Origin of the sequence: Rhizorhabdus antheiae (assembly GCF_049889055.1) — a bacterium.
Classification (GTDB): domain Bacteria; phylum Pseudomonadota; class Alphaproteobacteria; order Sphingomonadales; family Sphingomonadaceae; genus Rhizorhabdus.
Map to the genome: position 1 here is coordinate 48,974 of NZ_JBLTWO010000009.1, position 24,999 is coordinate 73,972.

The window sequence follows — 24,999 nt, forward strand, 5'->3', positions numbered from 1 at the left end:
GCCCGTCAGAGCTTCTGAACGGGACCCGTGAGCTGGTCGCCGATCGGGAGCACGCGGATGCGGCGGCCCGTCGCGGCATGGATCGCGTTGCACAGCGCAGGCGCGACCGGGGGAACGCCAGGTTCGCCCACGCCGCTCGGTGGGGTGTCGAGTCCGCCGCCGACCAGATGGACGTCGAGCTTGCGCGGCGCGGCGTCGATGCGCAGCACCGGATAGTCGTCGAAGCTCCCCTGCTGGACCGCACCCTTGGCGAAGCTGATCTCTCCTGTGAGCGCGAGGCTCAGCCCCATCATCACCGATCCTTCCATCTGCGCACGGATGCGGTCCGGATTGACCTGTGCGCCGCAGTCGATCGCGATGTCGGCCTTGTGGATGGTCAGCTGCCCGTCGGTCACGGAAACGGCGAAAGCGCAGGCGGTGTAGCTCACGAAGCTGCGGTGACAGGCGATGCCATAGCCCCAGCCCTTGGGCTGCTTGCCGTTCCAGCCGACGCCCTTGGCCGCCACTTCGACGACGCGGCGCAGGCGCCCGGTGTCGATCGGATAGAGCGCGGGATCCTCGCCATAATTGGCGTCCTTGATCGAGCGCGGATCGATCTGGCGATCCGGGCCGAGCAGCCGCAGCAGATAGTCCTTTGGATCCTGCCCGGCAGCTTCAGCGAGTTCGGCGGCGAAGCATTGAATGGCGAAGGCGTGGGGGATGTTCGCCACCGACCGGAACCAGCCGATCCGGGTGTGCGCCAGCGCCTCGCCGGTCTCGATGCGGACATTGGGAATGGCGAAGGGCATGCTCAGCAGCCCCAGGCCGGTTTCCAGCCCCTGCTCGCGGTCGATACCGTCGGCGAAGATCGAAATGATCGAGGGCGATACGACGCGGTGCAGCCAGGCGGTCGGCAGCTCGCCGTCCATCGCCGCCTCGAGCCGCTGGACCGCGACCGTGTGGTAATAATCGTGGCGGATGTCGTCCTCGCGGCTCCACACGATCTTGATCGGCGTGCCCTTCATCGCCCGGCTGAGCATCGCCGCCTCGACCACGAAATCGGGCTTCGACTTGCGGCCGAAGCCACCGCCGAGGAAGGTCTGGCGGACGACCACCTTCGCCTTGTCGAGCTTCAGCATCGCGGCGAGCGTGTCGCGCGTGCCGCTCGGGTCCTGGACGCAGGCGAGCGCCTCGCAGCTCTCGCCGTCGCAGCGGACGACAGCCGCCGGCGGCTCCATCGTCGCATGGGCGATATGGGGCAGATAATATTCGGCGACGACGCGCTTCTTCGCCTTGCCCAGCGCGGCATCGACATCGCCTTCGCTGCGCACCGGCTGGCCCGGCTTGCGCGCATTGGCAAGCGACAGATCGCGATAGGCGCGCGAATCATAGCTGTCGTGCGGCGACGCGGCCCAGTCGATTGTCAGCGCGTCGCGTCCCTTCATCGCCGCCCAGCTGTTCTTCGCGATGACGGCGATGCCGCCCAGTGGCTGGAACATCGGCGGGCCTGCGGGTGCGGGCAGTTCGATCACGTCGACCACGCCCGCAACCGCGCGCGCCGCCGTCGCATCGAAAGACGCGACCTTCGATCCCATCACCGGCGGCCGGGCGACCGCAGCGAACAACATGCCGGGCATGGTCGCGTCGATGCCATAAGTGGCGGTGCCGGTGGTCATCGCCTGCCCGTCATGCGCGAAGACGCGGTCCTTGCCGACCATGGTCAGTGCGGACGCATCCTTCAGGCGCAGGATGTCGCGCGGGGGGACCGACAGTATCGCGGCGTCGCCGGCCAGATCGCCGAAGGGAACAGATCGGCCGCTGCGGGCATGGACCACCTTGTGGTCGCGAGCCTCGAGTTCGGCGACCGGCACGCCGAGACGCGCTGAGGCCGCCTGAACGAGCATCATCCGCATCGCCGCACCACAGCGGCGCAAAGGCGCCAGCCAGTGGCGGATGCTGCGCGATCCGTCGGTGTTCTGGTTGCCGTAGCGCGCCTCGTCGCCCTCGGCCTGGCGGATCGACAGGCGGTTCCAGTCGGCGCCCATCTCGTCGAGGATGATCATCGCCATGCTGCTGCGGATGCCCTGGCCCATCTCCGCGCGATGGCAGATGATGGTGACGCCGCCATCGGGTGCCAGCTGCACGAAAAGGCGGGGATCGTCCGGCGCGCCGCCGGGCTGCGAATCCGCGCCATACTTTGGCTCGTCCGCCGCCGAGGCCGCGCCGGGAAGCGACAGAGCGAGAACCAGGCCCGCACTGCCGCCGAGCAGCATCCGGCGGCTCAGTTCGGGAGAGGGGACGAAGAGTTCGACGGGGCTTTCGGGGTGGAGGGGCGCGTTCATCGGCCGGCCTCCTGCGACGCCGCCCGTTTGATGGCGGCGCGGATGCGATCATAGGTGCCGCAGCGGCAGATATTGCCCGACATGGCGCTGTCGATGTCGGCATCGCTGGGCTTCGGCGTCATCTTAAGCAGGGCGGCCGCCTGCATGATCTGACCGGGCTGGCAATAGCCGCACTGGGCCACGCCGATCTCACGCCAGGCCTTTTGCACCGGATGATCGCCGCTGTCCGAAAGACCTTCGATAGTCGTCACCGCAAAGCCTTCGGCGGCCGACATCGGGGTCTGGCAGGAGCGGACGGCATTGCCGTCTAGATGCACGGTGCAGGCGCCGCAAAGCGCCTTGCCGCAGCCGAACTTGGTGCCGGGAAGGCCGATTTCGTCGCGCAGATACCAGAGCAGCGGCATCTCCGGATCGCCCGCATAGCTGCGCTCCTTGCCGTTGACCTTCACTGTGATCGCCATCTTGCTCTCTCCCGTCGTCCGGTCTGGCCCTTGGTCCTTTAGGCACTTTTCATAGCGGGATCGGAAGCGAAGTTCACCCCCACCAGGCGGGGGTTACCGAAAAGGGATCACGTCATGAAAGGGGTGCGCGGCGTCCGGCCGAGGGGGGGAGGGCCGGACGCCGCGCTTCGGTGCAACCGGGAAGGAGCGAACCGGTGTGCCCGCTCCTTCTGGGCCCCGGCACCTGTCGGGGATGTGCCCGGATCATGAATTGCCGGTAATGTTCGCAGGGCGGGCCTGGGATGCGGAGCGGGCTCCGAGGCGCGCGGGCGCGTCATCAGGCTGCTCCCATAAGCGCGAAAGCGGAGGAAGGCGGCGGAAAGGGCCATGCCCCAGATAGAGGCGGAAGGACCGGTGCGGGCAAGCCGTGCCCATGGACGGCGATATTGAAGTGCTGAATCTGATGTCCCGTCATCCCCGCGCAGGCGGGGATCCATATCCTCTGAGGCGCAAGAGGTTCGGGCGTCGGAGGTTATAGATTTCCGCCTTCGCGGGAATGACGAAGTGTTGGGGGAGGGGTCGCCTGTTACCAGATTCGACGACTATGATCGCCGCTCTCCTCAGCGGTCGCGCATGTCCGCGATGATGCTCAGCGCTTCGCTCTCGCCGACCACCTCGGCATATTTGGCCTGGAGGTCGAACAGATTGGCGTCATGCGGCCCGGAGTGGCGGTCGCCGCAGGCGTCGCGGATCACGATCGGGATGAAGCCGTGCTGGCAGGCGTCGAGCGCGGTTGCGCGGACGCAGCCCGAGGTGGAGACCCCGGTGATCAGCAGCGTGTCGATCCCGTTGGCGGACAGCGTCGCCGCCAGATGGGTGCCGAAGAAAGATGACGCATAGCGCTTGGTGATCAGCAGGTCGTCACCCTCGGGCTTGAGACTGTCGGGGAAGCGCGCGAGCGGGTTGCCGCGCTCGAACACCTTGAGCGCGGGCACCTTTCGGTAGAAGACCCCGCCATCGGCACCGCCCGGCTGATATTCGACATTGGTGAAGATGACCGGAACACCGGCCGCGCGCGCGGCGGCGGCCAGCCGTTCGCAGCTGTGCAGGGCGGGCTCGACGCCCGCATAGAGCGGCGAGCCCTCCTCCAGATAGGCGACGACGAAATCGATGATGATCAGGGCCGCCTTGCGGCCCGGGCGGAGATGCCCGTCAAAGGCTCCCGAATAATTTTCCGAAAGATCCTTTTCCGGGCGTCCCATCATCAGAGGATTCCTGCTTCCTTGAGCTCTGCCAGCTTCGCCTCGTCGAGGCCCAGCAACTCGCCGTAGATTTCGGCATTGTGCTGGCCCGGTGCCGACGGCGCCGCGCGGCGGACGCCGCTCGGGGTCTTCGACAGTTTGGGGAAGGCGTTCTGCATCTTGAGCTTGCCGAACTTCTCGGTCTCGACCTCGATGATCGCCTCACGCGCCTGGAAATGCGGGTCTGCGAGCATCTCCGGCGCGCGATAGACCCGGCCTGCCGGGATCGAATAGCGCGTCGTGATGTCCTCCAGTTCGTCGACGGTCAGCGTCTGCGTCCAGTCGTCGATCAGATTGTCGAGCTCGGTCTGGTTGATGCCGCGCGCGATATGCGTCGCATAACGCTCGTCCTCGCCCAGTTCGGCGCGGCCCATGGCGATAGCGAGGCGCTTGAAGATCTCGTCCTTGTTCGCGCCGATCATGAACTCGCCGTCGCTGCAGCGATAGACGTTGGACGGCGCGATGCCCGGCAGGATCGAGCCCGAGCGTTCGCGGATGATCCCCATCAGATCATATTCGGGAACGAGGCTTTCCATGACCTGCAGCACCGACTCGTAGAGTGCGGCGTCGATCACCTGGCCCTGGCCGGTGCGCTCGCGCGAATGGAGCGCGGCGAGTACGCCCATGCAGCCATAGGTCGCGGTCAGCGTGTCGCCGATCGAGATGCCCATGCGGCTCGGCGGCCGATCGGGCTCACCGACGACATAGCGCCAGCCGCCCATCGCCTCGCCGATCCCGCCGAAGCCGGCGCGGTCGGCATAGGGGCCGGTCTGGCCATAGCCCGACATGCGGGCGATGATCAGGCCGGGCTGTTCGGCGAGCAGCACGTCGGGGCCGAGACCCCATTTCTCCAGCGTGCCGGGCTTGAAATTCTCGACCACCACATCGGCGTGGCGGATCAGCTCGCGGACCAGCTTCTGGCCCTCGGGCACGCGCAGATTGGCGGTCACCGACCGCTTGTTACGGGCGATGACTTCCCAGTTGACCTTGCGGTCGCCCTGGCCCCACTGCCGCATCGGATCGCCCGCGCCCGGCGGCTCGACCTTGATGATGTCGGCTCCCATGTCGCCGAGCAGCTGTCCGCAGAAGGGCCCGGCGAGGAGCTGGCCCAGCTCCACCACGCGGATGTCCTTCAAAGCACCTGTATTGTCCACGATCTACTCCGCAGCTTCGAGATGGGGCCAGGTCGGCTGGATCGGCGCGGGCAGGCCCGTTTCCGCCTCGCAGCCGGCGCGCAGGGCGTCGATGCCCGGACCGAAATTGAACACCGTCGTCGGGCCACGCTCCGACCGCATCCGGTCGCGCAGCGCGGTGGTGCCGGCCATGTCGATCGAACCGTCCCCTGCGATGACGACGCCATAAGCGCGGGCGCCCTCCACGGTGACGAGGCCCTGGGTGATCTCCTTGGCCACCAGCGCGGGGTCGCGTTCGAGCGGGTCGCCCCAGCCGCCACCGCCCCAGGTGATGAAGTGCAGGATGTCGCCTGCCTCGACCTCGACGTCCTCGACCTTGTTGCCGACGATGATCTCGGTGCCGTCGGCCTTTTCGAGGATCTTGCGCGCACGCGCTCCCGGCTCGCCGCCGTTGACGCCCCAGGGCGGCACGAACCAGCGATCGTCATGGATGCTGATCGTGCCCTCGGCGAGGAAGCGGTAGCTCATGCGGATGCCGTTGCCGCCGCGATGCAGACCGGCGCCGCCGCTGTCGGGCTCGGTCTCATATCCCTCGATCATCATCGGGAAATAGCGCTCGAGAAACTCGTTCGGCACATTGGTGAAGCCCGGCCACAGCGAGTGGCCGTCGGGACCATCGCCCATCGGCCGGCCGGGGATGCCGCCGAAGCCGATCTGGAACAGCTGGAACCACTGGTTGCCCTTGCCGGGCCGGGTGTCGTTGCCCGAGTAGAACAGGTGCGGTGACGAGGAAAAGCCGGCCGCGTTGAGGAATTCGGGCGTCTTCTGGCCGAGCAGACCGCCGAGAATGTCGAAGATGCGGCCGAGCGCATGGGTGCGCCCCGACAGCGCCGCCGGGAACTTCGGCTTGAGCAGCGAGCCTTCGGGAATGCGGACCTCGATCAGGTCGTAGAAGCCGTCATTGAACAGGATCTGCGGGTCGAAGACCATGATCATGTAGATGCCGAAGAACATCTTGAACATGTTCTCGTTGAGATAGAAATTGATCGACGCGCTGCTCTGGGGATCGGTGCCGTCGAAGTCGAGGACGACCTTCTCGCCCTCGCGCCGCATCGTGCATTTGATCTTGTACGGGCCATAGCCCATGCCGTCGTCGCAGATATAATCCTCGAAGCTCACCGGCTCTTCGGACACGGCCTGGCCGAGCAGCTGCTTCATTGCGCGATGGTTGCGCGCGAGAAGCTCCTGCGTGGCAGAGACGTAGACGTCGTCGCCGAAGCGCTCGGCAATCTCGGCGACGCGGCGGGCGGCTACCCGGCACGAGGCGATCAGCGCGTTGAGGTCGGCCTGGCACCAGTCGGGTTTGCGGGTCTGGTGCATGACGAGCTTCATCAGGTCCGAATTATACTCGCCCTTGCGCCAGATCTTGACCGGCGGGATGCGGACGCCTTCCTCGAAGATCGAATGGGCGTTGATCGGCATCGAGCCCACGACCTTGCCGCCGATATCCGACTGGTGGCCGAACATCGCGGTATAGGCGAGCAGGCGGCCGTCCTTGAAGACGGGCAGCAGAACCAGCCAGTCGTTCGAGTGGCTGATCGCGCCCTCGCAGCTATAGGGGTCCGAGAGGAAGATCATGTCGCCTTCCTCGAGGGTGCCGTCGAAGCTCTTGAGGAAGCCGCCGATGAACGAGCCGAACTGGCCGACGATCATCTTGCCGGTGTGGTCGGCGATCAGCGGGAAGGCGTCGCCCTGCTCGCGAATGCCGGGCGACATGGCGGTGCGCACCAGGGTGGCGTCCATCTCGATCCGGGCGTTGCGCAGTGCGTTCTCGATAACCTCGAGCGTGACGGGGTCGATCTCGACCCGGTTGAACGGGGTCTGGTTGGTCTGGACGATCGTTGCGGGCATGACTGTCCCCTCCCTCAGGCCAGGTTGATCAGGATGTTGCCGACATGGTCGACGGTGGCGACGCAGCCGCTCTCGATCAGCGTGGTCGAGTCCATTTCGATGACGATGGCCGGGCCGGGGATGACGTCGCCCTGGCGCAGCTTCGACCGGTCGTAGATGACCGCGGGCTGCTCCTTGCCGTCCATCCACAGGCTGTGGTCGCGCATCTTGGCAGCGATCGGATTGCCGTCGCCCTTGGGCAGTTCGGCCGCCGGCAGGTCGAGCGCGCGGCCCAGCGCGACGGCGCGCAGGTTCACGATCTCATGGGGCGTGTCCATGTTGAAGGTGAAGAGGCGGTGATGCTCTTCGTCAAAACGCTTGAGGATGCCGGCGATGCCGTCCTGGCGCAGCAGGTCGGAGCTGATCGTCAGCGGCACTTCGAAGGCCTGGCCCGCATAGCGGACGTCGACTTCGAACAGGCTGGTGATCTCGGCGTCGGGAACGCCGTCCGATTTGAGCTCCGCGCGGGTCTGTTCCGCCATTTCGTCGAGGATGGCGATCAGTTCCTCGGCCTTGGTGGCGGTGGCGAGGCGAGAGAAGCTGCGCGCGGTTTCGGTGCGCATCTGCGTGGTGGCATCGCCCAGCGCGCAGAGCACGCCGGGGCTGACCGGCGAGACGGCGGGCCAGCTGCCCATCAGCCGCGCGACCGCGTTGACGTGGAGCGGACCGGCGCCGCCGAAGCCCATCAGCGCGAAGTCGCGCGGATCATAGCCCTGCTGGACCGAGATCATGCGCAACGCGCCGAACATATTCTCGTTGACGATGTCGATGATACCGCGCGCGGCCTCCATCAGGCCGATGCCGAGCGCGTCGGCGATCGTCTGGACGGCCTTCTTGGCGCCTTCGCGGTCGAGCTTGAAGGTACCGCCCAGCAGCGCTTCCGGCAGATAGCCCAGCACGACATTGGCGTCGGTGACGGTCGGCAGCGTGCCGCCTTTACCATAAGCGACCGGGCCGGGCACCGCGCCCGCCGACTGCGGGCCGACGCGCAGCGCCTTGGTCAGTTCGGGCACATAGGCGATCGATCCGCCGCCTGCGCCGACCGTCTTCACGTCGAGCGCCGAGGCGCGGACCGAGAGGTGGCCGACTTCGGTGGTGCGGACGCGGCGCGCTTCGAGATTCTCGATCAGCGCCACGTCGGTCGAGGTGCCGCCGACGTCGAGCGTCAGGATATTCTTGATGCCGGCGTTGCGGCCGACCCAGATCGCGCCGGTGACGCCGCCCGCCGGACCCGACATCAGGATGTTGACCGGATGCTCCTCGGCCTTCTGCGCGGACATCAGGCCGCCGTCCGAACGCAGCAGCGAGAGCTTGCCCGCCATGCCCGCCGAGGCGAGCTTGTTGCGCAGGTTGGAGACATATTTGCCCACGACCGGGCGAACCGAGGCGTTGGCCACGGTCGTCAGCGTGCGCTCATATTCCTGCATCTCGGGCAGAACTTCATGGCTCAGCGACACGGGGACGCCCGGCAGCACCTCGGCCGCCAGTTCCCCGACGCGCTTCTCATGCGCGCCATTGAGATAAGCGTTGATCAGGCTGACCGTGATCGCCTCGACGCCCTGCGCCTTCAGAAATTCGAGCTGGGCGCGAATGTCGGCGTCGTCTATCGGGCGGACTTCCTGGCCATCCGCGTTCATGCGGCCCTTGATCGTGACGGTGTCCTCGAGCGCGGCCAGCGGCTGCGGCTTCGGCCATACGATCCAGCCTGCAAGACCGCCCGGCACATAGCTGCGCGCGATCTGCATGATGTGGCGATAGCCCTCGGTGGTCACCAGCCCGACGCGCGACCCTTTGCCTTCGAGCACCGCATTGGTGGCGACGGTGGTGCCGTGCAGGAAGAACTCGACGTCAGCCGGGGTAATGCCGGCCTTCTCGCAGATGGCGACGACGCCGTTGAGGATGCCCTCGGAACTGTCATGCGGCGTCGACGGCGTCTTGTGACGCCAGAAGGCGCCGCTTTCGACGTCGAATAGGAGGAGGTCGGTGAAGGTTCCTCCGACGTCCACGCCCAGGCGATAACCCATTCGTTTCTACTCCTGTACGGTCTTGGGGAAGAGCGGCGCCTGCGCCACCATCCCGGGAAGTTTGCGTTGAATGATCTCGCTGAACCAGGCGTTGGCCTCGATGAGGCGGCCCAGGTCCATGCCCGTGCCCACGCCGGCGCGATGCAGCATATAGACGACGTCCTCGCTGGCGACGTTGCCCGCCGCGCCCGGCGCGAAGGGGCAGCCGCCGAGGCCGCCGAGCGCCGCGTCGACGATCGTTGCGCCCGACTGGACTGCTGCCCAGACATTGGCGATGCCGGTGCCGCGCGTGTTGTGGAAATGGACGCGCACCGGAATCGGCGCGACCGCTTCGGCGACTTTGTTCACCAGCCGGGAAACGCTCGCCGGATCGGCGACGCCGATCGTGTCGGCCAGCCCGATCTCGACCGGATTCGCCTCGGCCAGCGAGCGAGCCATGGCGACCACGCGGTCCTGATCGACCTCGCCTTCGAAGGGGCAGCCGAAGGAGGCGCCGATCGTGACCTGGCCCTTCAGGCCGGCATCCTGCGCCGCGCGGATGATGGCCTTTGCGGCCTCGACCGACTCGTCGCTCGTCTGGCCCTGGTTCGCCATGGCGAAACTGTCGGTCGAGACGCAGACGGCGCCAAGCTCGTGGAGGCGGCCCGTGGCGATGGCGCGTTCGGCGCCGCGCATGTTCATGACCAGGCCGATATAGCTGACGCCGTCCGCCTCGGGCAGCAGTGCGCACAGCTCGTCGGCATCGGCCATCTGCGGGACGCGGCGCGGATTGACGAAGCTGGTCACCTCGATGCGGCGCGCGCCCGCCTCGATCGACCGGCGGACCAGTTCGACCTTGTCGGCGGTCTCGATGACCTGTTTCTCATTCTGCAGCCCGTCGCGAGGTCCGACCTCGACGAAGCTTATGCGATCGATCGTCACAGCCTGTTATCCGTTCAATATTTGACCTTGGGGGCGATCTTCTCGCCGAACTCGCGAATGCCTGCGGTGAAGTCGAGCCAGCTCATCATCACGCCGGGGACGCCGGTTTCCGCGACGATGTCGTTGATCTTGCTCGCCACCGTCTCCGGCGTGCCGCACAGCAGCGGGAAGCTCATGAACGCCATGTTGCCCTGCTCCGCGGGCAGGTCGAGCGCGGCCTGGAGGTGTGAGCTCGAACCGCCCTCGTTTGTGTCGAGCGCGGCGCTGCCGAGGATGTTGCCGATCGCCGAGCGGTCCGCCTTTGCGATCACGTCATCGGCGAGACGCTGCGCCTCGGCGTCGGTCCGACCGGTCACGACCGCATAGAGCGGGAGCGTCCCGACCTGCCGGCCAGCGGCGGCGGCCTTCTCGTTCATGCTGGAGGTGAACTTCTTGAGGTTCTCCGTCCCCGTCATGACGAAGCTGTAGTCGGCATTGTTCACGGTGAAATCGAGCCCCTTGGGCGACTGGCCGGCGCTGACGATCGTCGGCATGCTCGCGGGCTTCGGGGACACGGTCGCGCGGTTCAGCTTGAAGAACTCGCCGTCGTGCGTGACTTCGTCCTCGGTCCACAGGCGCTTGACCACATGGATATATTCGGCGGCATAGTCGTAGCGCCGCTCATAATAGTCGCTGCCCGGCCAGATCCCCATCGATTCATATTCGATATGGTTCCAGCCGGTGACGATGTTCAGCCCGCATCGCCCGCCCGAAATGTCGTTGATCGTGGCGATCATCCGCGCGCACACGGCGGGATGGGTGGTGAGAAGGGTGGTGCTGGGGATCAGCTGGATCTTCGAGGTGCGGGCAGCCATGCCGGCGCACAGCGTGAAGGTCTCCAGGCAGCCATCCCAATAGCCGGTGGTGCCGCCAAAGCCCTTCCACTTCATCATCGCGAGGGCGAAATCGAAGCCCTGCCGTTCGGCCTCGATCGTCGCTTCGAGATTATGTTCGAAGCTGGGATCGTAGAGCGGCGCCGCCTCGGAGATGGTAAAGCCGTTGCGCGCGCTGGGCAGAAACACACCGTATTTCATGGAGCCTCCCTCGGGACTGCGTCAGTGGCTGGGCTTGGAGTGCCGACCGTGGCCGACCAGCTGGATTTTGTGTACCAAATTTTTTCCCTTGTGCACTAATTTTCTGCCTGTGGCCAAAAAACACCGTTCTGAGAGGAAAAACAGGGCGCAAGACAAAGGGCTTGCAATGCGATTTTATACAGCCACAACTTTTTTGTGTACGAACGTCCCGATTCGCGGCACTATCTGCCTAACGAAAAGAGATGCCGCGCAGGGGGAAGCTCAAAAGGGGAGCTGTATATGACGAAGATTCGCTCGGTTTTGCTCGGTAGTGTCGCGATGCTGGCCTTTGGAGGCCAGGGGGTTCAGGCGCAGGAAACGCCTTCGGGGGCTGTCGACGGACAGCAGGAAATCACCGTTACCGCCCGCCGTCAGAGCGAGCGTCTCGTCGACGTGCCGGCTTCGGTGTCGGTGCTGACCGCCGAAAATATCCGCGCCTCCGGTATCGTCACGACGGAACAGGCGATCGCGTTCACGCCCGGCGTGACGATCGTTTCGAACGCCGCTCAGGTCGGCGACGCACAGATCAACATTCGCGGCGTCAATGGCGCCCGCGATGCGGAGAACAACGTCGCGCTCGTCGTCGACGGCATTCTCAAGACCAACACCGCCGCAGTGAACCAATATCAGGGCGACCTGCAGCAGTTCGAAGTGCTGAAGGGTCCGCAGGGCGCTTATTATGGTCGTGGTGCGACCGCCGGTGCCTTCGTCCTCACGACCAAGAAGCCGGGCAAGACGCTCGAGGCCAGTGGGCGGGGTTTTCTGGCAACTCAGAATGGCCAGCTTGCTGAGGGATCGGTTTCGGGTCCGCTCAGCGACACGCTCGGCTTCGTCCTGTTCGGACAATATCGTCATACCGACGGCTTCTACCGCAACAACGGCCCAACGGCCGATCTGCGCGGCAAGATTGTGGACAATTACAAGGGCTGGAACCTTGGCGGCCGCCTCGTCTACGATCCCACCGACAGGTTGTCGATCGACATGAAGGCGCGCTATGGCAAGGTCAACGCCGCCGCGTTGAACTTCGAAGCGATCTTCGCACTGCCCGATTTCGCCTCGGCGCTTGGCAGCCCGAAGTTCAATGAAGACGTCAACGATCACACCCGCTTCAACTATCAGCGCAACATCAAGAACCGTAACAACCAGCGGACGGTCGAAGCCTCGATCAAGGCCGATTATGAGTTCGATACGGCGAAGCTGACTGCCTGGGCGTCCTACTCGGACATCGACGAAACCTTCGTCGGTGACGCCTCGGCTGCCTCGCTCGGCCGCTTCAACAACCGTCCCTCGTGCATTGCCAGCACGGCAGCGCTGTTCGCAGCGGGCGTCACCTTGCCGGCACCGCTCGTGCTCGGGCCGACGCCAGCCGCTTCGATTTTCGGTCCGTTCGGGCCGACCACCTGCGACGGTATTCAGGTGACCGTGCGCGACCAGAAGGACGTCAGCGCCGAAGTCCGGCTCGTCTCGACCACCGACGGTCCGCTGTCCTGGTCGGTCGGCGCTTATTATCTGCACATCAACCGTCACTACGGCGTGGCAGTGAACGAGGATACGGGCCAAGGTTCGCTCGATACACTCTACAACCCGCCGGGCTCGATCAATCCGACCTCGCAGCTGTTCGACGACAAGCTGCTGACCGATGCATATGCAGCCTTCGGTTCGCTTCAGTACAAGCCGACCGACAAGCTGACCGTCTCGGGCGCGCTGCGCTACGACCGTGAAGAGCGCAAGGTGGTTCCGCTGGTGCCGAACGTGCTCGATCCGGTCACCGGTGGCCCGATCAACCCGGGCTTCTCGGTCGGCTCGATCGTGCCGAAGAAGAACACCTACCAGCTCGCGCAGCCGAAGTTCACGGCGCGCTATGAAGTCACGCCCGACGTCAATCTCTATGTCGACTATGGCGTTGGCTTCAAGGCTGGCGGCTTCAACAGCCAGGGCTCGGGTGCGATCATCGACCAGTTCTTCAACCAGCTGCTCGGGTCGAATCTCGGCGTGACCGACGACTATAAGAAGGAGAAGTCGAACGCGATCGAGGCCGGCTTCAAGCTGCGTCTTGCCGGCGGCAAGCTGCAGATCGATGGCGCGGTCTATCGCAACATCGTCCGCGACATGCAGTTCTTCGAATTCTACACGGGCACCTTCGGTCTGCTCCGCGTGGTTTCGAACATCGACAAGGTCCGGTTGCAGGGCGCCGAGTTGGGTGTCGTCTATCGCCCGGTTCGCGGCGTCACGCTGACGGCGGGCGGGAACGTCCTCGACAGCAAGATCCTGCGCAACACGGTGCGGCCTGACACGGTCGGCAACAAGTCACCCTATACGGCCGATTATACGCTCAACGTCGGCCTGCAACTCGAGCAGCCCGTTTCGGACACGCTCGATCTGACTTTCAAGGCCGATTATCGTCTGACCGGCCCGACCTGGTTCCACGTGGTCCAGAACCAGCGGCGTCGGACCATCTTCGACGTGTTCTTCCCCGGCATCGGCACGGGCGATTATTCGGAAACGCAGCGCGACGCCTATGGCATCCTCAATCTGCGTGCCGGTGTGAAGTCGCAGAACTGGCGCCTGACGGCCTTCGTGAACAACGTGTTCAAGAAGCGCTATCTGGAAGAAGTGATCCCGGCCCCCGAGTTCGGCGGTTCGTTCGCAACTCCGGGTCAGCTGCGCACCATCGGTGTCGAAGCCGGCTTCAACTTCTGACGCGACAAGGGTGGCCGGGCTCGTCCCGGCCACGTCCTCCGGGAAATGACCGCTTCAGGAGATGACGGCATGAGACTGCTGGGCAAGAGCGCACTCGTCACCGGCAGCAGTTCCGGGATCGGCGAGGCGGTCATCCTGGCCTTCACCCGCGAAGGCGCTTCCCATCTGATCGTAAACTACCCCGATGAGGGTGAACGCGAGCGGGCCGAGGCGGTGGCGCAGCGCGCGACCAAACTCGGCGCCCAGGCTGTCGCCCTGCAAGCCGATGTCAGCGACGCCGATGCTGTCGCGGCAATGGTCGCGAAGGCTGAGGCTTTTGCCGGCAAGATCGACATTCTCGTCAATAATGCCGGTATCGGCCATGCGGACGCGGTCGAAAGCCTGTCGATCGAAACCTGGGACCGCGTGATCGGCGTCCATCTGCGTGGAACCTTCCTCGTCACCAAGGCCGTATTGCCGGGCATGTATGCGCGCAACAGCGGCCGCATCATCAACACTGCATCACAACTCGCCTATAAGGGCGCGCCGGGACTTTCGGCTTACACGGCTGCCAAGGGGGGCATATTGTCCTTCACCCGATCGCTGGCGCTGGAGATCGGCGAACGCAGGTTGCGGGTGAACTGCGTGGCGCCCGGCGCGACGCGGACGCCTATTCTCGATGCGGTGCCGGTGGCGGTGCTGGAGGCTGTGCGCGCAGCAATTCCGACGGGCCGGATCGCCACGGTCGAAGATATCGCTCCGGCCTATGTCTTTCTCGCCTCGAGCGACGGAGACCATTTTCAGGGACAGTGTATCAGCCCCAATGGCGGAGATCAGTTTCTCTAGGTTGGAACGGGTAGAAAGGGCGGAAAGGCCTTGGTAAGGGCGCCGTCTCGGTTCGTATACAATTCGCCGCGGGGACAGATGTCGAAATCATCCGAACAGGCCTATCGACTGATCCGCGGCGCGATCCTGCAGGGTCATTTTCCTGCTGGCCAGTTCGTTCCCGAGGACGAGTTCGCGCAATATTGCGGCATGTCCCGCACCCCGGTGCGCGAAGCGATCGCCCAGCTGGTCGCGGAAATGCTGCTCCAGCGCTCGGACACCAACCGCGTGTTCGTGCCGGTTTGGTCCGACGAGGATTATGAAGAGCTGTTCACGCTGCGCGCCTATCTGGAAGGTCATTGCGCACAACGTGCGGCGCGATTCATCACGGATGATCAGATCGACGAGCTCAAGAGCCATTATGCCTTTATCGACCGCGCGATAAAGCGACGGCCCGATGCCAGCGTGTCCGACTTCGTCGAAGGAAACCGGCGCTTCCACCGTGTCCTGATGCGCGCGGCCCAGTCCGAGCGGCTGAACCAGCTGATGCAGCTGGTGGTGAACCAGATCGTGATCCACCGCACGGCCGAACGCTATTCGGCCGAAGACATGGCCCGCAGCCAGAGCGACCATTTCGATCTGATCACCGCGCTCGAGGCGCATGACGCCGAATGGGCCGGGTCGATCGCGACCAGCCACATCCGGCGCGCGGCCGGCGCCTATCGGCAAAATCGCGACCGGCTCGTCAACGGGGAATGACCGGGCGGTCGCAAGGCCGACCGCCCCGGCCATCAGATGGCGAGCCCGATGGTCGCCGTGGCGGTATAGCCAGCCGACGCACTGCCCGACATCGTCAGGGTCTGCGCAGCGATCTGGGCGGCGGTATTGTCGCCGAAAACATTGTCGCTGGCGATCGTGACATTGGTGAGGTTGCGCGAACTGGTGCTGTAGCCGCTGGTCGCGTAGGCCGCCGTGCATTCGTCGCGGGGCATCGCCAGCTGCGAGATCAGGGCCGATGCCCGTCCGCTGGTCGCGCCGGCGAGGCTGCTGAAAACCTCGAAGTGGATATGCGGATAGCGGCCGGCATAGCAGCCGGGGAAGATCGTCGTGAAGGTGACCTGCCCGCTCGAATTGGTGACCTGGATACCGCGCAGATAGCTTTCGGTCGGCAGATCGTAGAGCGAATATTCGCCATTGGCGTCGCAATGCCAGATGTAGATGGCATAGTTGGACAGCGCGGCGCAGCTGGCGTTCACATTGACGATGGTCAGCGTGATATCGACCCGTACGCCACTGGCGGTGGTGCTGCTGTTGAGGAAGCTCGATCGGATGTCGCTGCGCACCGCGCTGCTGAGGGTCAGCACGTTGCTGGTCGACCCGCTCGAACTGTTGGTGCCGTCGGCCGGGTAAGGGCCGTTCGTCTCGCTCGACGCCGCGACGCAGCTGCCCGAGGAGGTGCTGCCCGTGCCCGTGCTGGTTCCGCTGCCGGTCGAGGTGCCCGATCCCGTCGAGGTGCTGGAGCCGGTCGAGGTCGAGCTGTCGGTGGACGAGGTGGAGGAAGACGAATCGCCGCCGCCGCAGCCTGCGAGCAGGGCGGTAACGCCGGCGCCGGCGAACAGGCCCAGCGCTCTGCGCCGGCCCAATAGCTGGCGGCTCATGGTCTCCAGATCGCGGGCGAGGCCGTGATCGTGATCGTCGTCATGGTGGGTCATGGTAGCTCCGTCACTGCTTCGGAGCGGCGATCCTGCCGCTCCGATGCGGTGACCTTCAGCGCCGGCCTTTGCCTGTGAATGTCAGGCCTTTTGCCGGTGATGCTACATTGTTGCGGTGGTCAGCGCTCGACGATGGGCGCGAACATATAGCCCTCGTTGCGCACGGTCCGGATCAGGTCCTGTCCGCCCTGGCCACCCAGTTTGCGGCGCAGGCGGCTTACCTGTACGTCGATCGCGCGATCATAATGTTCGCTGTCCTCGCCGCGGGCGAAATCGAGCAGCTGATCGCGCGTCAGCACGCGCCGGGGGTGTTCGACAAAGGCACGGAGCAGGCGAAACTCGCCGTCGGACAAAATTATGGGGTGGCCCTGTGGATCGTTGAGAGTCCGCAAGTTCGCGTTCATGCGCCAACCGGCGAACTGCATGTCGCCTTCCGCGCGCGGCGCCGCCCCGGCATTCGCGGCGGAATCCGCCTTGCGGCGTCGCAGGACGGTCCTGATCCGCGCCAGCAATTCGCGAGGGTTGCAGGGCTTTGCCAGATAATCGTCTGCGCCGAGTTCGAGCCCGACGATCCGATCGACGTCGGTCCCGACCGCCGACAGCATGATAACCGGCGGCCCCGCGTTGCGCTGAAGTTCGCGCAGAGCCGAAAGACCGTCCTCGCGCGGCATCATCACGTCCAGCACGATCAGGTCATAGGGTTGTCGGGCGAGCAGCTCGCGCATCTCGATCGGGTCTCCCGCCGTGTCGGTTCGGAAGCCGTGCTTGTCCAGAAAGGAGGACATGAGCGTGCGGATGCCCGGATCGTCGTCGACGATGAGAATGCGGGTTTCCAGATCCATGCGGTGCAGAATGGCGTTCATCCGCGACGAATGCCAGCGCAACATCGCCGGGATTTTTCAATCGGCACGGTCTGGACCCGGTCTTTGCAAAACAGACGCTACATTGCTGCGACCCGACTGAAATCTGCCGGCAAAACGACTCGCCCATCTTCGGTTCCGCACAGTGAACGGGAGTATCGAGGTGATCCGCATCGACAGCAGGCATCGGAAAGGGATGGGGAGACTGGCAGCAGGCGCAATCCTGCTCTCCCTGTCCGCCTGGGCTCCGGCCCGGGGCGATGTTCTGGAGATCGACCCCGATGGTTCCATCCGCGCGATCGCCGGCCCCGGACCCCAACGCCTGGCCGCGCGATCCTCCGGGGATGTCGAGGGAGCGTCGCTCCCTGACGTCGCCGTCCCCGCCGAAGCGATCATCGGCCAGCTTTCGAACCGCGCCCCGGTCCCCTTTGCGGCGAAGCTGGTCGAGATCGCGGAGGCCAATGATCTCAGCCCGGCCCTGCTCGAAGCGCTGGTGTGGCAGGAAAGCCGCTGGCGCCATGACGCTATATCCTCGGCCGGGGCCATAGGCCTGGCGCAGCTGATGCCGGCCACGGCGCGCTCGCTGGGCGTCGACCCGCGCGACCCGATCCAGAACCTCGCTGGTGGCGCGCGCTACCTCCGCCAGCAGCTCGACCTGTTCGACGGCGACGTCGAAAAGGCGCTTGCCGCCTATAATGCCGGGCCCGGTCGGGTGCTCAAGGCCGGCGGCATCCCCGCCATCCGCGAGACCCGCGCCTATGTCGACGCGATCGTCGGCCGGCTCTCGACCTCGCCCACCCACAATCTTTTCACGCAAGGAGAATGACGATGCAGGCGGATCCCCAGGGTTCCGGCCCGATCCTCGCCGCCCTCGGCTGGCTGCAGGGCACGTTGCTCGGCAATGTCGCCACCGCCGTGGCGGTCATCGCGGTGGCGATGGTCGGTTTCATGATGCTGAGCGGACGGATCAACTGGCGCTTCGGCGCGACGGTGATCCTCGGCTGCTTCATCCTGTTCGGTGCCAGCGCGATCGTGAGTGGAATACAGTCCGCCGCGCTGGTCGCGCGCTGAGGCCGCCATGCTCAGCCGAGCCCCCGTCTTTCGCGTCCTGACCCGACCGCAGATGTTCGGCGGCGTCACCTACAGCTTCTTCATCGTCAACCTCGCGGTGACGACCGAGGCCTTTCTGGTGACACGCAGCTTCTGGGCGCTGCCGGCGGCGTTGGGGGTCCACGCCTGCGGCTATCTCGCCTGTTTGCGCGAACCGCGCATCTTCGACCTGTGGCTGACGCGCGTCAGCCGCTGCCCCCGCACCCGCAATTGGCGGCGCTGGGGCTGCAACAGCTACGCGCCTTGAGGAGATCTGGCATGACGCGATGGATCGGACCTGCGGCGTGGGGAAAGCGCGAAGCGCGGGCGGGCGACCGCCTCCCTTATGCAGCCCATGTCGACGACCACAGCCTGGCCTTGCGCGACGGCGCGCTGATGCGGTCGATCCACATCGCCGGCTTGCCGTTCGAAACCGAGGATGCGGCGATGCTCAACCATCGCCTGGCGGTGCGCGAGGTCATGCTGCGCAGCATTCTCGATGCGCGTTTCCTCGTCTATCACCATGTCGTTCGCCGTCGCATCGCTCCCGAGCTGGCGCCGATCGAGGCGGACCCGCTGTCGGTCGAGATCGACGCCCAATGGCGCGAGAGCCTCGCCACAAGGCGGCTCTACATCAACGAACAGTTCCTGACGATCGTGCGCCGGCCGGCGCGGGGCAAAAGCGGTTGGGCGGAAAAGCTGCGCCGTTCCCTGTCCACCGAGATCGACGCGGCCGACCTGCGCGCACTCGACGTCGCGACAACCTCGATCCTCGCCGCGCTCGAACCCTATGGCGCGCGGTTGCTCGGCCGTTATCCGCTCGAGGGTGGCCTCTGTTCGGAGCCGCTGGAACTGCTCTCGGCGCTGTACAATGGCGAGATGCGGCCGGTGCAGTCCCCCCCTGTGGACTGCGACCTCGGCCACCATCTGCCCTATGCAAGGGTCAGCTTCGGGCTCGACGCGATCGAGACGCGCGGACCCGCAGGGCGCAGTTTTTCGGCGATGCTCGGCGTGAAGGACTATCCCGACGCGACCCGTCCGGGCCTGATAGACGGGCTGCTGCGCCTGCCGCACGAACTGGTCCTGACCGAGAGCTTCGCGCCGGTCGATCGGCAGGTCGCACGCGAGCGGATCGACCTGGCGCTGCGCCGTCTGCGCGTCGCGGACGAGACCGCCGGTGCCGAGCGCGGCGAAATGCTCGCGGCGCGCGACGCGCTGGGATCTGGGCAGGTGGGGTTCGGCGATCATCATCTGAGCGTCCTCGTGCGCGCGGCCGATCTCGGCGAACTCGACCGGGCGACGGCGCTCGCCACCGCCGCCCTGACCGATGTCGGGGCGGTAGCGGTGCGCGAGGATGTCAATCTCGAACCCGCTTTCTGGGCCCAGTTTCCGGGCAATGAATCCTATCTGGTCCGCCGGGCCCTGATCTCGACCGCGAACGCCGCCGGCTTTCTGTCGCTGCACGGGCATCCGCTCGGCCGCGCGCGGGGCAATCATTGGGGCGATGCCGTCACGATCCTGGAGACGACCGCATCCACCCCCTATTTCTTCAACTTTCACGAGAACGACCTGGGCAATTTCACCGTCATCGGTCCCTCGGGCTCGGGCAAGACGGTGGTGCTCAACTTCCTTGCGGCGCAGGCGCAGAAATTCGCACCGCGCACCTTCTTCTTCGACAAGGATCGCGGTGCCGAGATCTTCCTGCGCGGTGCCGGCGGACATTATGCCCGGCTGAGCCCCGGCACGCCGACCGGCTTCAATCCGCTGCTGCTGGCCGACACGCCCGTCAACCGCGCCTTCCTGCGCGACTGGCTGGCGCTTCTGGTCAAGGCGACCGGCCCCGAGGAGGTGGCTATCGTCGCCGAGGCGATCGATGCCTGCTTCGATCATGAACCCGTGCTGCGCCGGCTGCGCCATGTGAAGGAGCTGCTGGCGGGCGCGCGCCGTCCGCAGGCCGGCGATCTCGCTTCGCGGCTGGATCCGTGGATCGGACAGGGCGAGCATGGCTGGCTGTTCGACAATGCCCGCGACGCGCTCGACCTGTCGGTGCGCATCGCCGGCTTCGACATGACCGCGCTGCTCGACCAGCCCGAGTTACGGACGCCGGCGATGATGTACCTGTTCCACCGGATCGAGGAGCGGCTCGACGGCGAGCCGACGATGATCCTGATCGACGAGGGCTGGAAGGCGCTCGACGACCCGATCTTCGCCGCGCGGATCCGCGACTGGATGAAGACGCTGCGCAAGCGCAACGCGATCCTCGGCTTCGCGACCCAGTCTGCCCGGGACGCGCTCGACAGCCACATTGCGGCGGCGATCGTCGAGCAGACCGCGACGATGATCTTCACGCCCAATTCCAAGGCGCGGAGAGAGGATTATTGCGACGGCTTCGGGCTGACCGAACATGAACTAGACCTGATACGTTCGCTGCCGTCGAGCAGCCGATGCTTCCTCGTGCGGCACGCCAATCATTCGGTCGTGGCGCGGCTCGATCTGTCGGCGATGCCAGCGCTGCTGACGGCGCTGTCGGGTCGCGAGGCGACCGTTCGCCGGCTCGAAATGGTGCGCGCTGCCGTCGGCGACGATCCGGCGCGCTGGTATCCGATCGTTACTGGCGCTGCCTGGCCGCAAGGCGATCCCGAGGCCGGGATGTTGGAGGCTGCGGAATGAGAGGCTGTCCTCCGCTCTCGGTCGACGGCCCCGGCGGCATCGCCGCAGCGCTGCGAAGCGTCGATTGCGTCAGCAGCCAGGCCACCGCGGTCGCGTTCGGCCGCCTGTTCGGGGTCGAAAGCCAGTTGGGCCTCGTTTTGACGGCGATGCTGACGCTGTTCATCGGCTGGTTCGCGGTCGGCCTGCTGACTGGGCGGACGCGCCTGTCGCTCGCATCGCTGAGCCCGCGCCTCATGACGCTCATGCTGGTGCTGACCTTCGCCACCTCCTGGCTCGCCTATCAGAGCGTCGTCTGGACTCTGGCGACCGGTGCTCCCGACCAGATCGCGGGCGTCCTGACGGGCGCGCGGGGTTCGGCCACGATGCAGTTCGCGGGGCGGCTCGACCAGCTCTTCGCGGCGATCGCCGAGGTCGCGGCAACCGCGCAATCCGATGCTTCGGTCGCAACTGCCAAGTCGATCGCGACGCCGGCCGATATGCTCTGGCTCGGCGCGCTGCTGCTGCTGATCGGTACGGTCGGGGTCCTGCTGGTCGCCCGCATCGCCCTCGCCGCGCTGCTGGCGCTCGGCCCGGTCTTCATCCTGCTGTCGCTGTTCGACGCGACGCGGGGGCTGTTCCACGGCTGGCTGCGCGGGGTCGCGATGCTGGCCCTGGTGCCCCTGTTCACCGTCCTGATCGGCGGCGGAGCGCTGGCGATGCTGTCGCCGGTCGTCTCAGGCCTTGGCGCTGGCGAACTGACGATGCGGTCGTCGGTCACCGTGTTCCTGGCGGCGATCGTCTATTGTGGGCTGATGCTGATGGTGTTCCGGACCGTTGCCACGATTGCGGCCGGCTGGGGGTTCCCCTCTGCCGGGACTGGAAACCCTTATGCCGATGGCCAGCCGCCGGTCACACATCCTGCGCCTGAAACACGGTCCTTCGAGTCCGTCACGCGCCCTGTAGAGGGCGATCGCATCCGCGCGATCCTTGCTGGCTTCGCGCCGATCGCGTCTTCGTCCCCGGACCCGTCGTCGATGCCCCATGGTGCCGGTGTCGAACGGCTCGCGGGTGCTCCGGTTCTAATGTCTGCGCCGCCCGGCGGCGGCGCTGTGACCCTCGACGGTCGCGCGAAGGGCCTCGGCAATCTCTATCGCCATGCGGCCACGTCCATCTCCCGGGAGATTACCCAATGATCCGCTTTGTGCTCGGATTGAGCCTGCTGGCGACGGCCATTCCCGCTGCGGCGGAGGACCGGCGCATCCAGGCGCTGCTCTATGATCCTGCGGCGGTCGTGACCGTGGTCGGCCGTCCCGGCATCCAGTCCACGATCGAGTTCGCCCCCGACGAGCGGATCGAGAATGTCGCGATCGGGGACTCGGCCGCCTGGCAGGTCACGCCGAACCGGCGCGCGAGCCTGTTGTTCCTGAAGCCGAACGCGGCTGCGACGCGCACCAACATGACCGTCGTCACCGATCGCCGCACCTATATGTTCGACCTGGTCGCGCCGCGCCGGGCCGCGAGCCCGCTCTACGCGCTGCGCTTCACCTATGCCGAGCCGCTCGCGACGGAGATCGCGCCGATGCCCGCCGCCGCCCCGCCGCTGGTGCAGGCAAACCAGCGCCCGACCGCGCTCGATCTGCGCTTCGACTGGGCCGGCAAGGGCAAGTCCGCGCTGCTCCCCCGGCGCGCGTTCGACGACGGCCAGGCGCTCTATCTCGCGTGGGACAGCAGCGCCGCCATTCCGGCGATGCTGACCGTCGACGCGCAGGGGGTGGAGGGGCCCGTCAATTACAGCATGAAGGGGGATTATGTCGTGATCGACCAGATTCCGGACAGGCTGCTGTTCCGTTCAGGGCAGGCGGTCGCGACGCTCAGCCGGGCCGGCGCAACCGCCACCACGCGCAGCGAGAGGGCCGCACGATGAAGGGACAACTCATCCTGTCGCCGGTGGCCGACCGTGACCCCCGCTCCTCGCTCGACGATCAGGCGCTGCTGCTGGCCAGTCGCAACGCCTTTCCCGTCGTCGCTGCCCGGCCAGGGCGATCAGACCGGGCGGGATTGCTCGCGGGCGGGGCGGTGGCGCTGCTGCTCGGCCTCGCGACCTTCTGGTCGATGAGCGGCCAGCGTCAGACATCCGCGCCTGTGCCGCCGTCGCCCGCTCGCCTTGCGGAAAGGCCGCCCGCGACTGTCGCAGAGCCGGCCCCGCCGCCGTCGTCCGCGATGGCCTTGCCGACCCGGCCTGCTCCTATGCCCTCCGTTCCCGTCAACCAGGTGACGCCGATGTCGTCGCCCGTGATGGTTTTCGACACCAGCACCGTCAGGGCCCTGCCGGCTCCGTCCGGTGCCGGCGTTCCGATGCCCGGCAATGCCCCGAAGGCGGCGGCAGGGCAGGGCTTGGGTGACAATGAGAGCTTCGCCGCGCGGCTGGGCGATGCGGGGGTCGAGACGGCGAGTGCGACGCGGCTAGCGGACCCGGCGAACATGATCACCCAGGGCACACTGATCGCGGCGATCCTGGAGACGGCGATCGACAGCGACCTGCCGGGCTATGTTCGCGCCGTGGTCAGCCAGGATGTGCGGTCCTTCGATGGCAGCCGGATATTGATCCCGCGTTCGTCGCGCCTGATCGGCCAGTATAAGTCGGGCCTCGCCGCCGGGCAGACGCGGGCTTATGTGCTGTGGACGCGCCTGATCCGGCCCGATGGCGTGTCCGTCGCGCTGGCTTCGCCCGCGACCGATCATGCCGGTCGCAGCGGCCTCGGGGGAGAGGTGGACGGCCATTTCGGCAAGCGCTTCGGTTCCGCGATATTGTTGTCGGCCGTCGGCGGCCTGGGGGCGATCGCCTCGGGCGGCGCGTCGCTGATCGTCTCGGGCGGGCAGAGCGCGGCGTCGGTCGCGGCGCAGCGCGATGCCCAGATACCGCCGACGATACGGGTCCGGCAGGGCCAGCCGATCCGCATCTTCACCGCGCGCGATCTCGACTTCTCCACCGTCGCCGAAGAGCCTGCGCCATGACGGTCGCTCTTCGCGCCGTGGACGACGGGAAGGACGTCTTCCTCTCCGCCTATCTCGGGTTGCTCGGGCCGTGGCTCGAACGGGAGGATGTCACCGAACTGCTGGTCAACCGGCCGGGAGAGCTGTGGGTCGAAGGCGGGACGGGCATGGAGCGGCATGCGCTGCCTGCGCTCGATGCGCGCTTTGTCCGGCGACTGGCCGAGCAGATCGCACGTGTCAGCAACCAGGGCGTCAACCGGGAGCAGCCGCTGCTGGCGGCGACCCTTCCCGATGGTGCCCGGGTCCAGATCGTGGCGCCCACCGCGACGCGTGGCGACTGGGCACTGGCGATCCGGCGACATCGGTTGCTGGAGCGGCCTCTCGAAAGCTATGGCCACACCCTCGTTGCCGGCCAGCCGCCGCTCCCGCCCTTCGCGGTCGGGGGCGATCCGATCGCCTATCTGCGCGATGCCGTCCGCCAGCGTCGGACGATATTGATCAGCGGCGGCACATCGACGGGAAAGACGACCTTCCTCAACGCCTTGCTGGGCGAAATCGGCGCGGAGGAGCGGCTCGTCCTGGTCGAGGACACCCCCGAAATCCGCCTGCCGGTGACCAATGGCGTCGGTCTCGTCGCGGTCAAGGGGACGCTCGGCGAGGCGCGGGTGACTTCGGACGATCTCGTCCAGGCGGCGCTGCGGCTGCGGCCCGACCGGATCGTGCTCGGCGAGCTGCGCGGTGCGGAGGTCGTCAGCTTCCTGCGGGCCATCAACACCGGTCACCCGGGTTCCTTCGCCACCATCCACGCCAATTCGCCGCGCGGTGCGCTGGAGCAGCTGGTGCTCATGGTGATGCAGACGGGGCTTGGCCTGGGTCGCGACGACACGCTCGCTTATGCCCGCACCGTTATCGACATCGTGGTGCAACTCGACCGGAGTGGGGGGCAGCGCGGGATCGCGGCCGTGACCCGCACCGAAGACATCTAAGGC

At 66.2% G+C, this 24,999-nt stretch carries 21 protein-coding genes; 11 read left to right on the top strand and 10 right to left on the bottom strand.

Annotation, left to right across the window (positions count from 1 at the left end):
* Nucleotides 1-5 precede the first annotated feature (5 nt).
* From ACNI3R_RS16270 to ACNI3R_RS16305, 8 genes are all read right to left on the bottom strand, one after another.
* On the bottom strand, nt 6-2,321 hold the full coding sequence (locus tag ACNI3R_RS16270; RefSeq protein ID WP_426185231.1) for a xanthine dehydrogenase family protein molybdopterin-binding subunit: 2,316 nt from the start codon (nt 2,319-2,321) through the stop codon (nt 6-8).
* The gene (locus ACNI3R_RS16275) at nt 2,318-2,782 is read right to left on the bottom strand and encodes a (2Fe-2S)-binding protein (RefSeq protein ID WP_426185233.1); all 465 of its coding nucleotides are present in this window, start codon (nt 2,780-2,782) and stop codon (nt 2,318-2,320) included. The genes ACNI3R_RS16270 and ACNI3R_RS16275 overlap by 4 nt, the downstream gene beginning before the upstream one ends.
* A gap of 599 nt (nt 2,783-3,381) precedes the next feature.
* Nucleotides 3,382-4,026 carry an N-carbamoylsarcosine amidohydrolase gene (locus tag ACNI3R_RS16280; RefSeq protein WP_426185235.1) on the bottom strand — a complete coding sequence of 215 codons (645 nt, stop codon included), beginning with the start codon at nt 4,024-4,026 and terminating at the stop codon, nt 3,382-3,384.
* Entirely contained in the window at nt 4,026-5,216 is a 1,191-nt protein-coding gene (locus ACNI3R_RS16285) for a CaiB/BaiF CoA transferase family protein (protein WP_426185237.1), read from the bottom strand. The genes ACNI3R_RS16280 and ACNI3R_RS16285 overlap by 1 nt, the downstream gene beginning before the upstream one ends.
* A 3-nt stretch (nt 5,217-5,219) precedes the next feature.
* Nucleotides 5,220-7,106 carry a hydantoinase B/oxoprolinase family protein gene (locus ACNI3R_RS16290; protein ID WP_426185239.1) on the bottom strand — a complete coding sequence of 629 codons (1,887 nt, stop codon included), beginning with the start codon at nt 7,104-7,106 and terminating at the stop codon, nt 5,220-5,222.
* Nucleotides 7,107-7,120: 14 nt separating this feature from the next.
* Complete coding sequence (locus tag ACNI3R_RS16295) at nt 7,121-9,169, bottom strand: hydantoinase/oxoprolinase family protein (protein ID WP_426185241.1); 2,049 nt, start codon at nt 9,167-9,169, stop codon at nt 7,121-7,123.
* 6 nt (nt 9,170-9,175) lie between these two features.
* On the bottom strand, nt 9,176-10,084 hold the full coding sequence (locus tag ACNI3R_RS16300) for a hydroxymethylglutaryl-CoA lyase (RefSeq protein ID WP_426185476.1): 909 nt from the start codon (nt 10,082-10,084) through the stop codon (nt 9,176-9,178).
* Between the two features lie 20 nt (nt 10,085-10,104).
* Nucleotides 10,105-11,163 (bottom strand): LLM class flavin-dependent oxidoreductase, encoded by a 1,059-nt coding sequence (locus tag ACNI3R_RS16305; RefSeq protein WP_426185243.1) that lies wholly within the window; start codon nt 11,161-11,163, stop codon nt 10,105-10,107.
* A 279-nt stretch (nt 11,164-11,442) separates the two neighbouring features.
* On the opposite strand from ACNI3R_RS16305, the gene ACNI3R_RS16310 reads away from it, so the two are divergent.
* The 3 genes from ACNI3R_RS16310 to ACNI3R_RS16320 all read left to right on the top strand — a co-directional run bounded on the left by ACNI3R_RS16310 (nt 11,443) and on the right by ACNI3R_RS16320 (nt 15,465).
* Complete coding sequence (locus ACNI3R_RS16310; protein ID WP_426185245.1) at nt 11,443-13,902, top strand: TonB-dependent receptor; 2,460 nt, start codon at nt 11,443-11,445, stop codon at nt 13,900-13,902.
* A 69-nt stretch (nt 13,903-13,971) separates the two neighbouring features.
* Nucleotides 13,972-14,727, top strand: coding sequence for an SDR family NAD(P)-dependent oxidoreductase (locus tag ACNI3R_RS16315; RefSeq protein ID WP_426185247.1), 756 nt, complete (start codon nt 13,972-13,974; stop codon nt 14,725-14,727).
* 78 nt (nt 14,728-14,805) lie between these two features.
* Entirely contained in the window at nt 14,806-15,465 is a 660-nt protein-coding gene (locus ACNI3R_RS16320) for a GntR family transcriptional regulator (protein ID WP_426185249.1), read from the top strand.
* 32 nt (nt 15,466-15,497) lie between these two features.
* Here ACNI3R_RS16320 and ACNI3R_RS16325 read toward each other — a convergent pair whose 3' ends face one another.
* On the bottom strand, nt 15,498-16,418 hold the full coding sequence (locus tag ACNI3R_RS16325; protein ID WP_426185251.1) for a peptidase associated/transthyretin-like domain-containing protein: 921 nt from the start codon (nt 16,416-16,418) through the stop codon (nt 15,498-15,500).
* A 119-nt stretch (nt 16,419-16,537) separates the two neighbouring features.
* The gene (locus tag ACNI3R_RS16330) at nt 16,538-17,305 is read right to left on the bottom strand and encodes a response regulator (RefSeq protein ID WP_426185253.1); all 768 of its coding nucleotides are present in this window, start codon (nt 17,303-17,305) and stop codon (nt 16,538-16,540) included.
* 169 nt (nt 17,306-17,474) lie between these two features.
* On the opposite strand from ACNI3R_RS16330, the gene ACNI3R_RS16335 reads away from it, so the two are divergent.
* Genes ACNI3R_RS16335 through ACNI3R_RS16370 form a run of 8 tightly spaced genes read left to right on the top strand, consistent with a single transcriptional unit; the run spans nt 17,475 to nt 24,996 of the window.
* A complete protein-coding gene (locus tag ACNI3R_RS16335; RefSeq protein ID WP_426185255.1) occupies nt 17,475-18,104 on the top strand; it encodes a lytic transglycosylase domain-containing protein in 630 nt (209 codons plus the stop codon).
* Nucleotides 18,101-18,349, top strand: a complete 249-nt coding sequence (locus tag ACNI3R_RS16340) for a TrbC/VirB2 family protein (RefSeq protein WP_165323120.1) — start codon at nt 18,101-18,103, stop codon at nt 18,347-18,349. Before ACNI3R_RS16335 ends, ACNI3R_RS16340 begins: the two co-directional genes overlap by 4 nt.
* A gap of 7 nt (nt 18,350-18,356) precedes the next feature.
* The gene (locus tag ACNI3R_RS16345; protein WP_426185258.1) at nt 18,357-18,635 is read left to right on the top strand and encodes a VirB3 family type IV secretion system protein; all 279 of its coding nucleotides are present in this window, start codon (nt 18,357-18,359) and stop codon (nt 18,633-18,635) included.
* An 11-nt stretch (nt 18,636-18,646) separates the two neighbouring features.
* Nucleotides 18,647-21,037 carry a VirB4 family type IV secretion/conjugal transfer ATPase gene (locus tag ACNI3R_RS16350; RefSeq protein ID WP_426185260.1) on the top strand — a complete coding sequence of 797 codons (2,391 nt, stop codon included), beginning with the start codon at nt 18,647-18,649 and terminating at the stop codon, nt 21,035-21,037.
* Nucleotides 21,034-22,209 (top strand): TrbL/VirB6 family protein, encoded by a 1,176-nt coding sequence (locus tag ACNI3R_RS16355; protein WP_426185262.1) that lies wholly within the window; start codon nt 21,034-21,036, stop codon nt 22,207-22,209. The genes ACNI3R_RS16350 and ACNI3R_RS16355 overlap by 4 nt, the downstream gene beginning before the upstream one ends.
* Nucleotides 22,206-22,940, top strand: coding sequence for a TrbG/VirB9 family P-type conjugative transfer protein (locus ACNI3R_RS16360; protein ID WP_426185264.1), 735 nt, complete (start codon nt 22,206-22,208; stop codon nt 22,938-22,940). The genes ACNI3R_RS16355 and ACNI3R_RS16360 overlap by 4 nt, the downstream gene beginning before the upstream one ends.
* Nucleotides 22,937-24,031 (top strand): TraB/TrbI/VirB10 family type IV secretion system protein, encoded by a 1,095-nt coding sequence (locus ACNI3R_RS16365; RefSeq protein ID WP_426185266.1) that lies wholly within the window; start codon nt 22,937-22,939, stop codon nt 24,029-24,031. Before ACNI3R_RS16360 ends, ACNI3R_RS16365 begins: the two co-directional genes overlap by 4 nt.
* Nucleotides 24,028-24,996 carry an ATPase, T2SS/T4P/T4SS family gene (locus ACNI3R_RS16370; RefSeq protein ID WP_426185268.1) on the top strand — a complete coding sequence of 323 codons (969 nt, stop codon included), beginning with the start codon at nt 24,028-24,030 and terminating at the stop codon, nt 24,994-24,996. Before ACNI3R_RS16365 ends, ACNI3R_RS16370 begins: the two co-directional genes overlap by 4 nt.
* Nucleotides 24,997-24,999 lie beyond the last annotated feature (3 nt).

Excerpts from the sequence above, each read along its gene's own strand:
- ACNI3R_RS16355 (WP_426185262.1), top strand. The coding sequence starts at position 21,034 with ATGAGAGGCTGTCCTCCGCTCTCGGTCGACGGCCCCGGCGGCATCGCC.
- ACNI3R_RS16335 (WP_426185255.1), top strand. The coding sequence starts at position 17,475 with ATGGGGAGACTGGCAGCAGGCGCAATCCTGCTCTCCCTGTCCGCCTGG.
- ACNI3R_RS16330 (WP_426185253.1), bottom strand. The coding sequence starts at position 17,305 with ATGTTGCGCTGGCATTCGTCGCGGATGAACGCCATTCTGCACCGCATG.
- ACNI3R_RS16325 (WP_426185251.1), bottom strand. The coding sequence starts at position 16,418 with ATGACCCACCATGACGACGATCACGATCACGGCCTCGCCCGCGATCTG.
- ACNI3R_RS16340 (WP_165323120.1), top strand. The coding sequence starts at position 18,101 with ATGACGATGCAGGCGGATCCCCAGGGTTCCGGCCCGATCCTCGCCGCC.
- ACNI3R_RS16370 (WP_426185268.1), top strand. The coding sequence starts at position 24,028 with ATGACGGTCGCTCTTCGCGCCGTGGACGACGGGAAGGACGTCTTCCTC.
- ACNI3R_RS16365 (WP_426185266.1), top strand. The coding sequence starts at position 22,937 with ATGAAGGGACAACTCATCCTGTCGCCGGTGGCCGACCGTGACCCCCGC.
- ACNI3R_RS16275 (WP_426185233.1), bottom strand. The coding sequence starts at position 2,782 with ATGGCGATCACAGTGAAGGTCAACGGCAAGGAGCGCAGCTATGCGGGC.
- ACNI3R_RS16295 (WP_426185241.1), bottom strand. The coding sequence starts at position 9,169 with ATGGGTTATCGCCTGGGCGTGGACGTCGGAGGAACCTTCACCGACCTC.
- ACNI3R_RS16360 (WP_426185264.1), top strand. The coding sequence starts at position 22,206 with ATGATCCGCTTTGTGCTCGGATTGAGCCTGCTGGCGACGGCCATTCCC.
- ACNI3R_RS16305 (WP_426185243.1), bottom strand. The coding sequence starts at position 11,163 with ATGAAATACGGTGTGTTTCTGCCCAGCGCGCGCAACGGCTTTACCATC.
- ACNI3R_RS16345 (WP_426185258.1), top strand. The coding sequence starts at position 18,357 with ATGCTCAGCCGAGCCCCCGTCTTTCGCGTCCTGACCCGACCGCAGATG.
- ACNI3R_RS16280 (WP_426185235.1), bottom strand. The coding sequence starts at position 4,026 with ATGATGGGACGCCCGGAAAAGGATCTTTCGGAAAATTATTCGGGAGCC.
- ACNI3R_RS16290 (WP_426185239.1), bottom strand. The coding sequence starts at position 7,106 with ATGCCCGCAACGATCGTCCAGACCAACCAGACCCCGTTCAACCGGGTC.
- ACNI3R_RS16350 (WP_426185260.1), top strand. The coding sequence starts at position 18,647 with ATGACGCGATGGATCGGACCTGCGGCGTGGGGAAAGCGCGAAGCGCGG.
- ACNI3R_RS16310 (WP_426185245.1), top strand. The coding sequence starts at position 11,443 with ATGACGAAGATTCGCTCGGTTTTGCTCGGTAGTGTCGCGATGCTGGCC.
- ACNI3R_RS16320 (WP_426185249.1), top strand. The coding sequence starts at position 14,806 with ATGTCGAAATCATCCGAACAGGCCTATCGACTGATCCGCGGCGCGATC.
- ACNI3R_RS16315 (WP_426185247.1), top strand. The coding sequence starts at position 13,972 with ATGAGACTGCTGGGCAAGAGCGCACTCGTCACCGGCAGCAGTTCCGGG.
- ACNI3R_RS16270 (WP_426185231.1), bottom strand. The coding sequence starts at position 2,321 with ATGAACGCGCCCCTCCACCCCGAAAGCCCCGTCGAACTCTTCGTCCCC.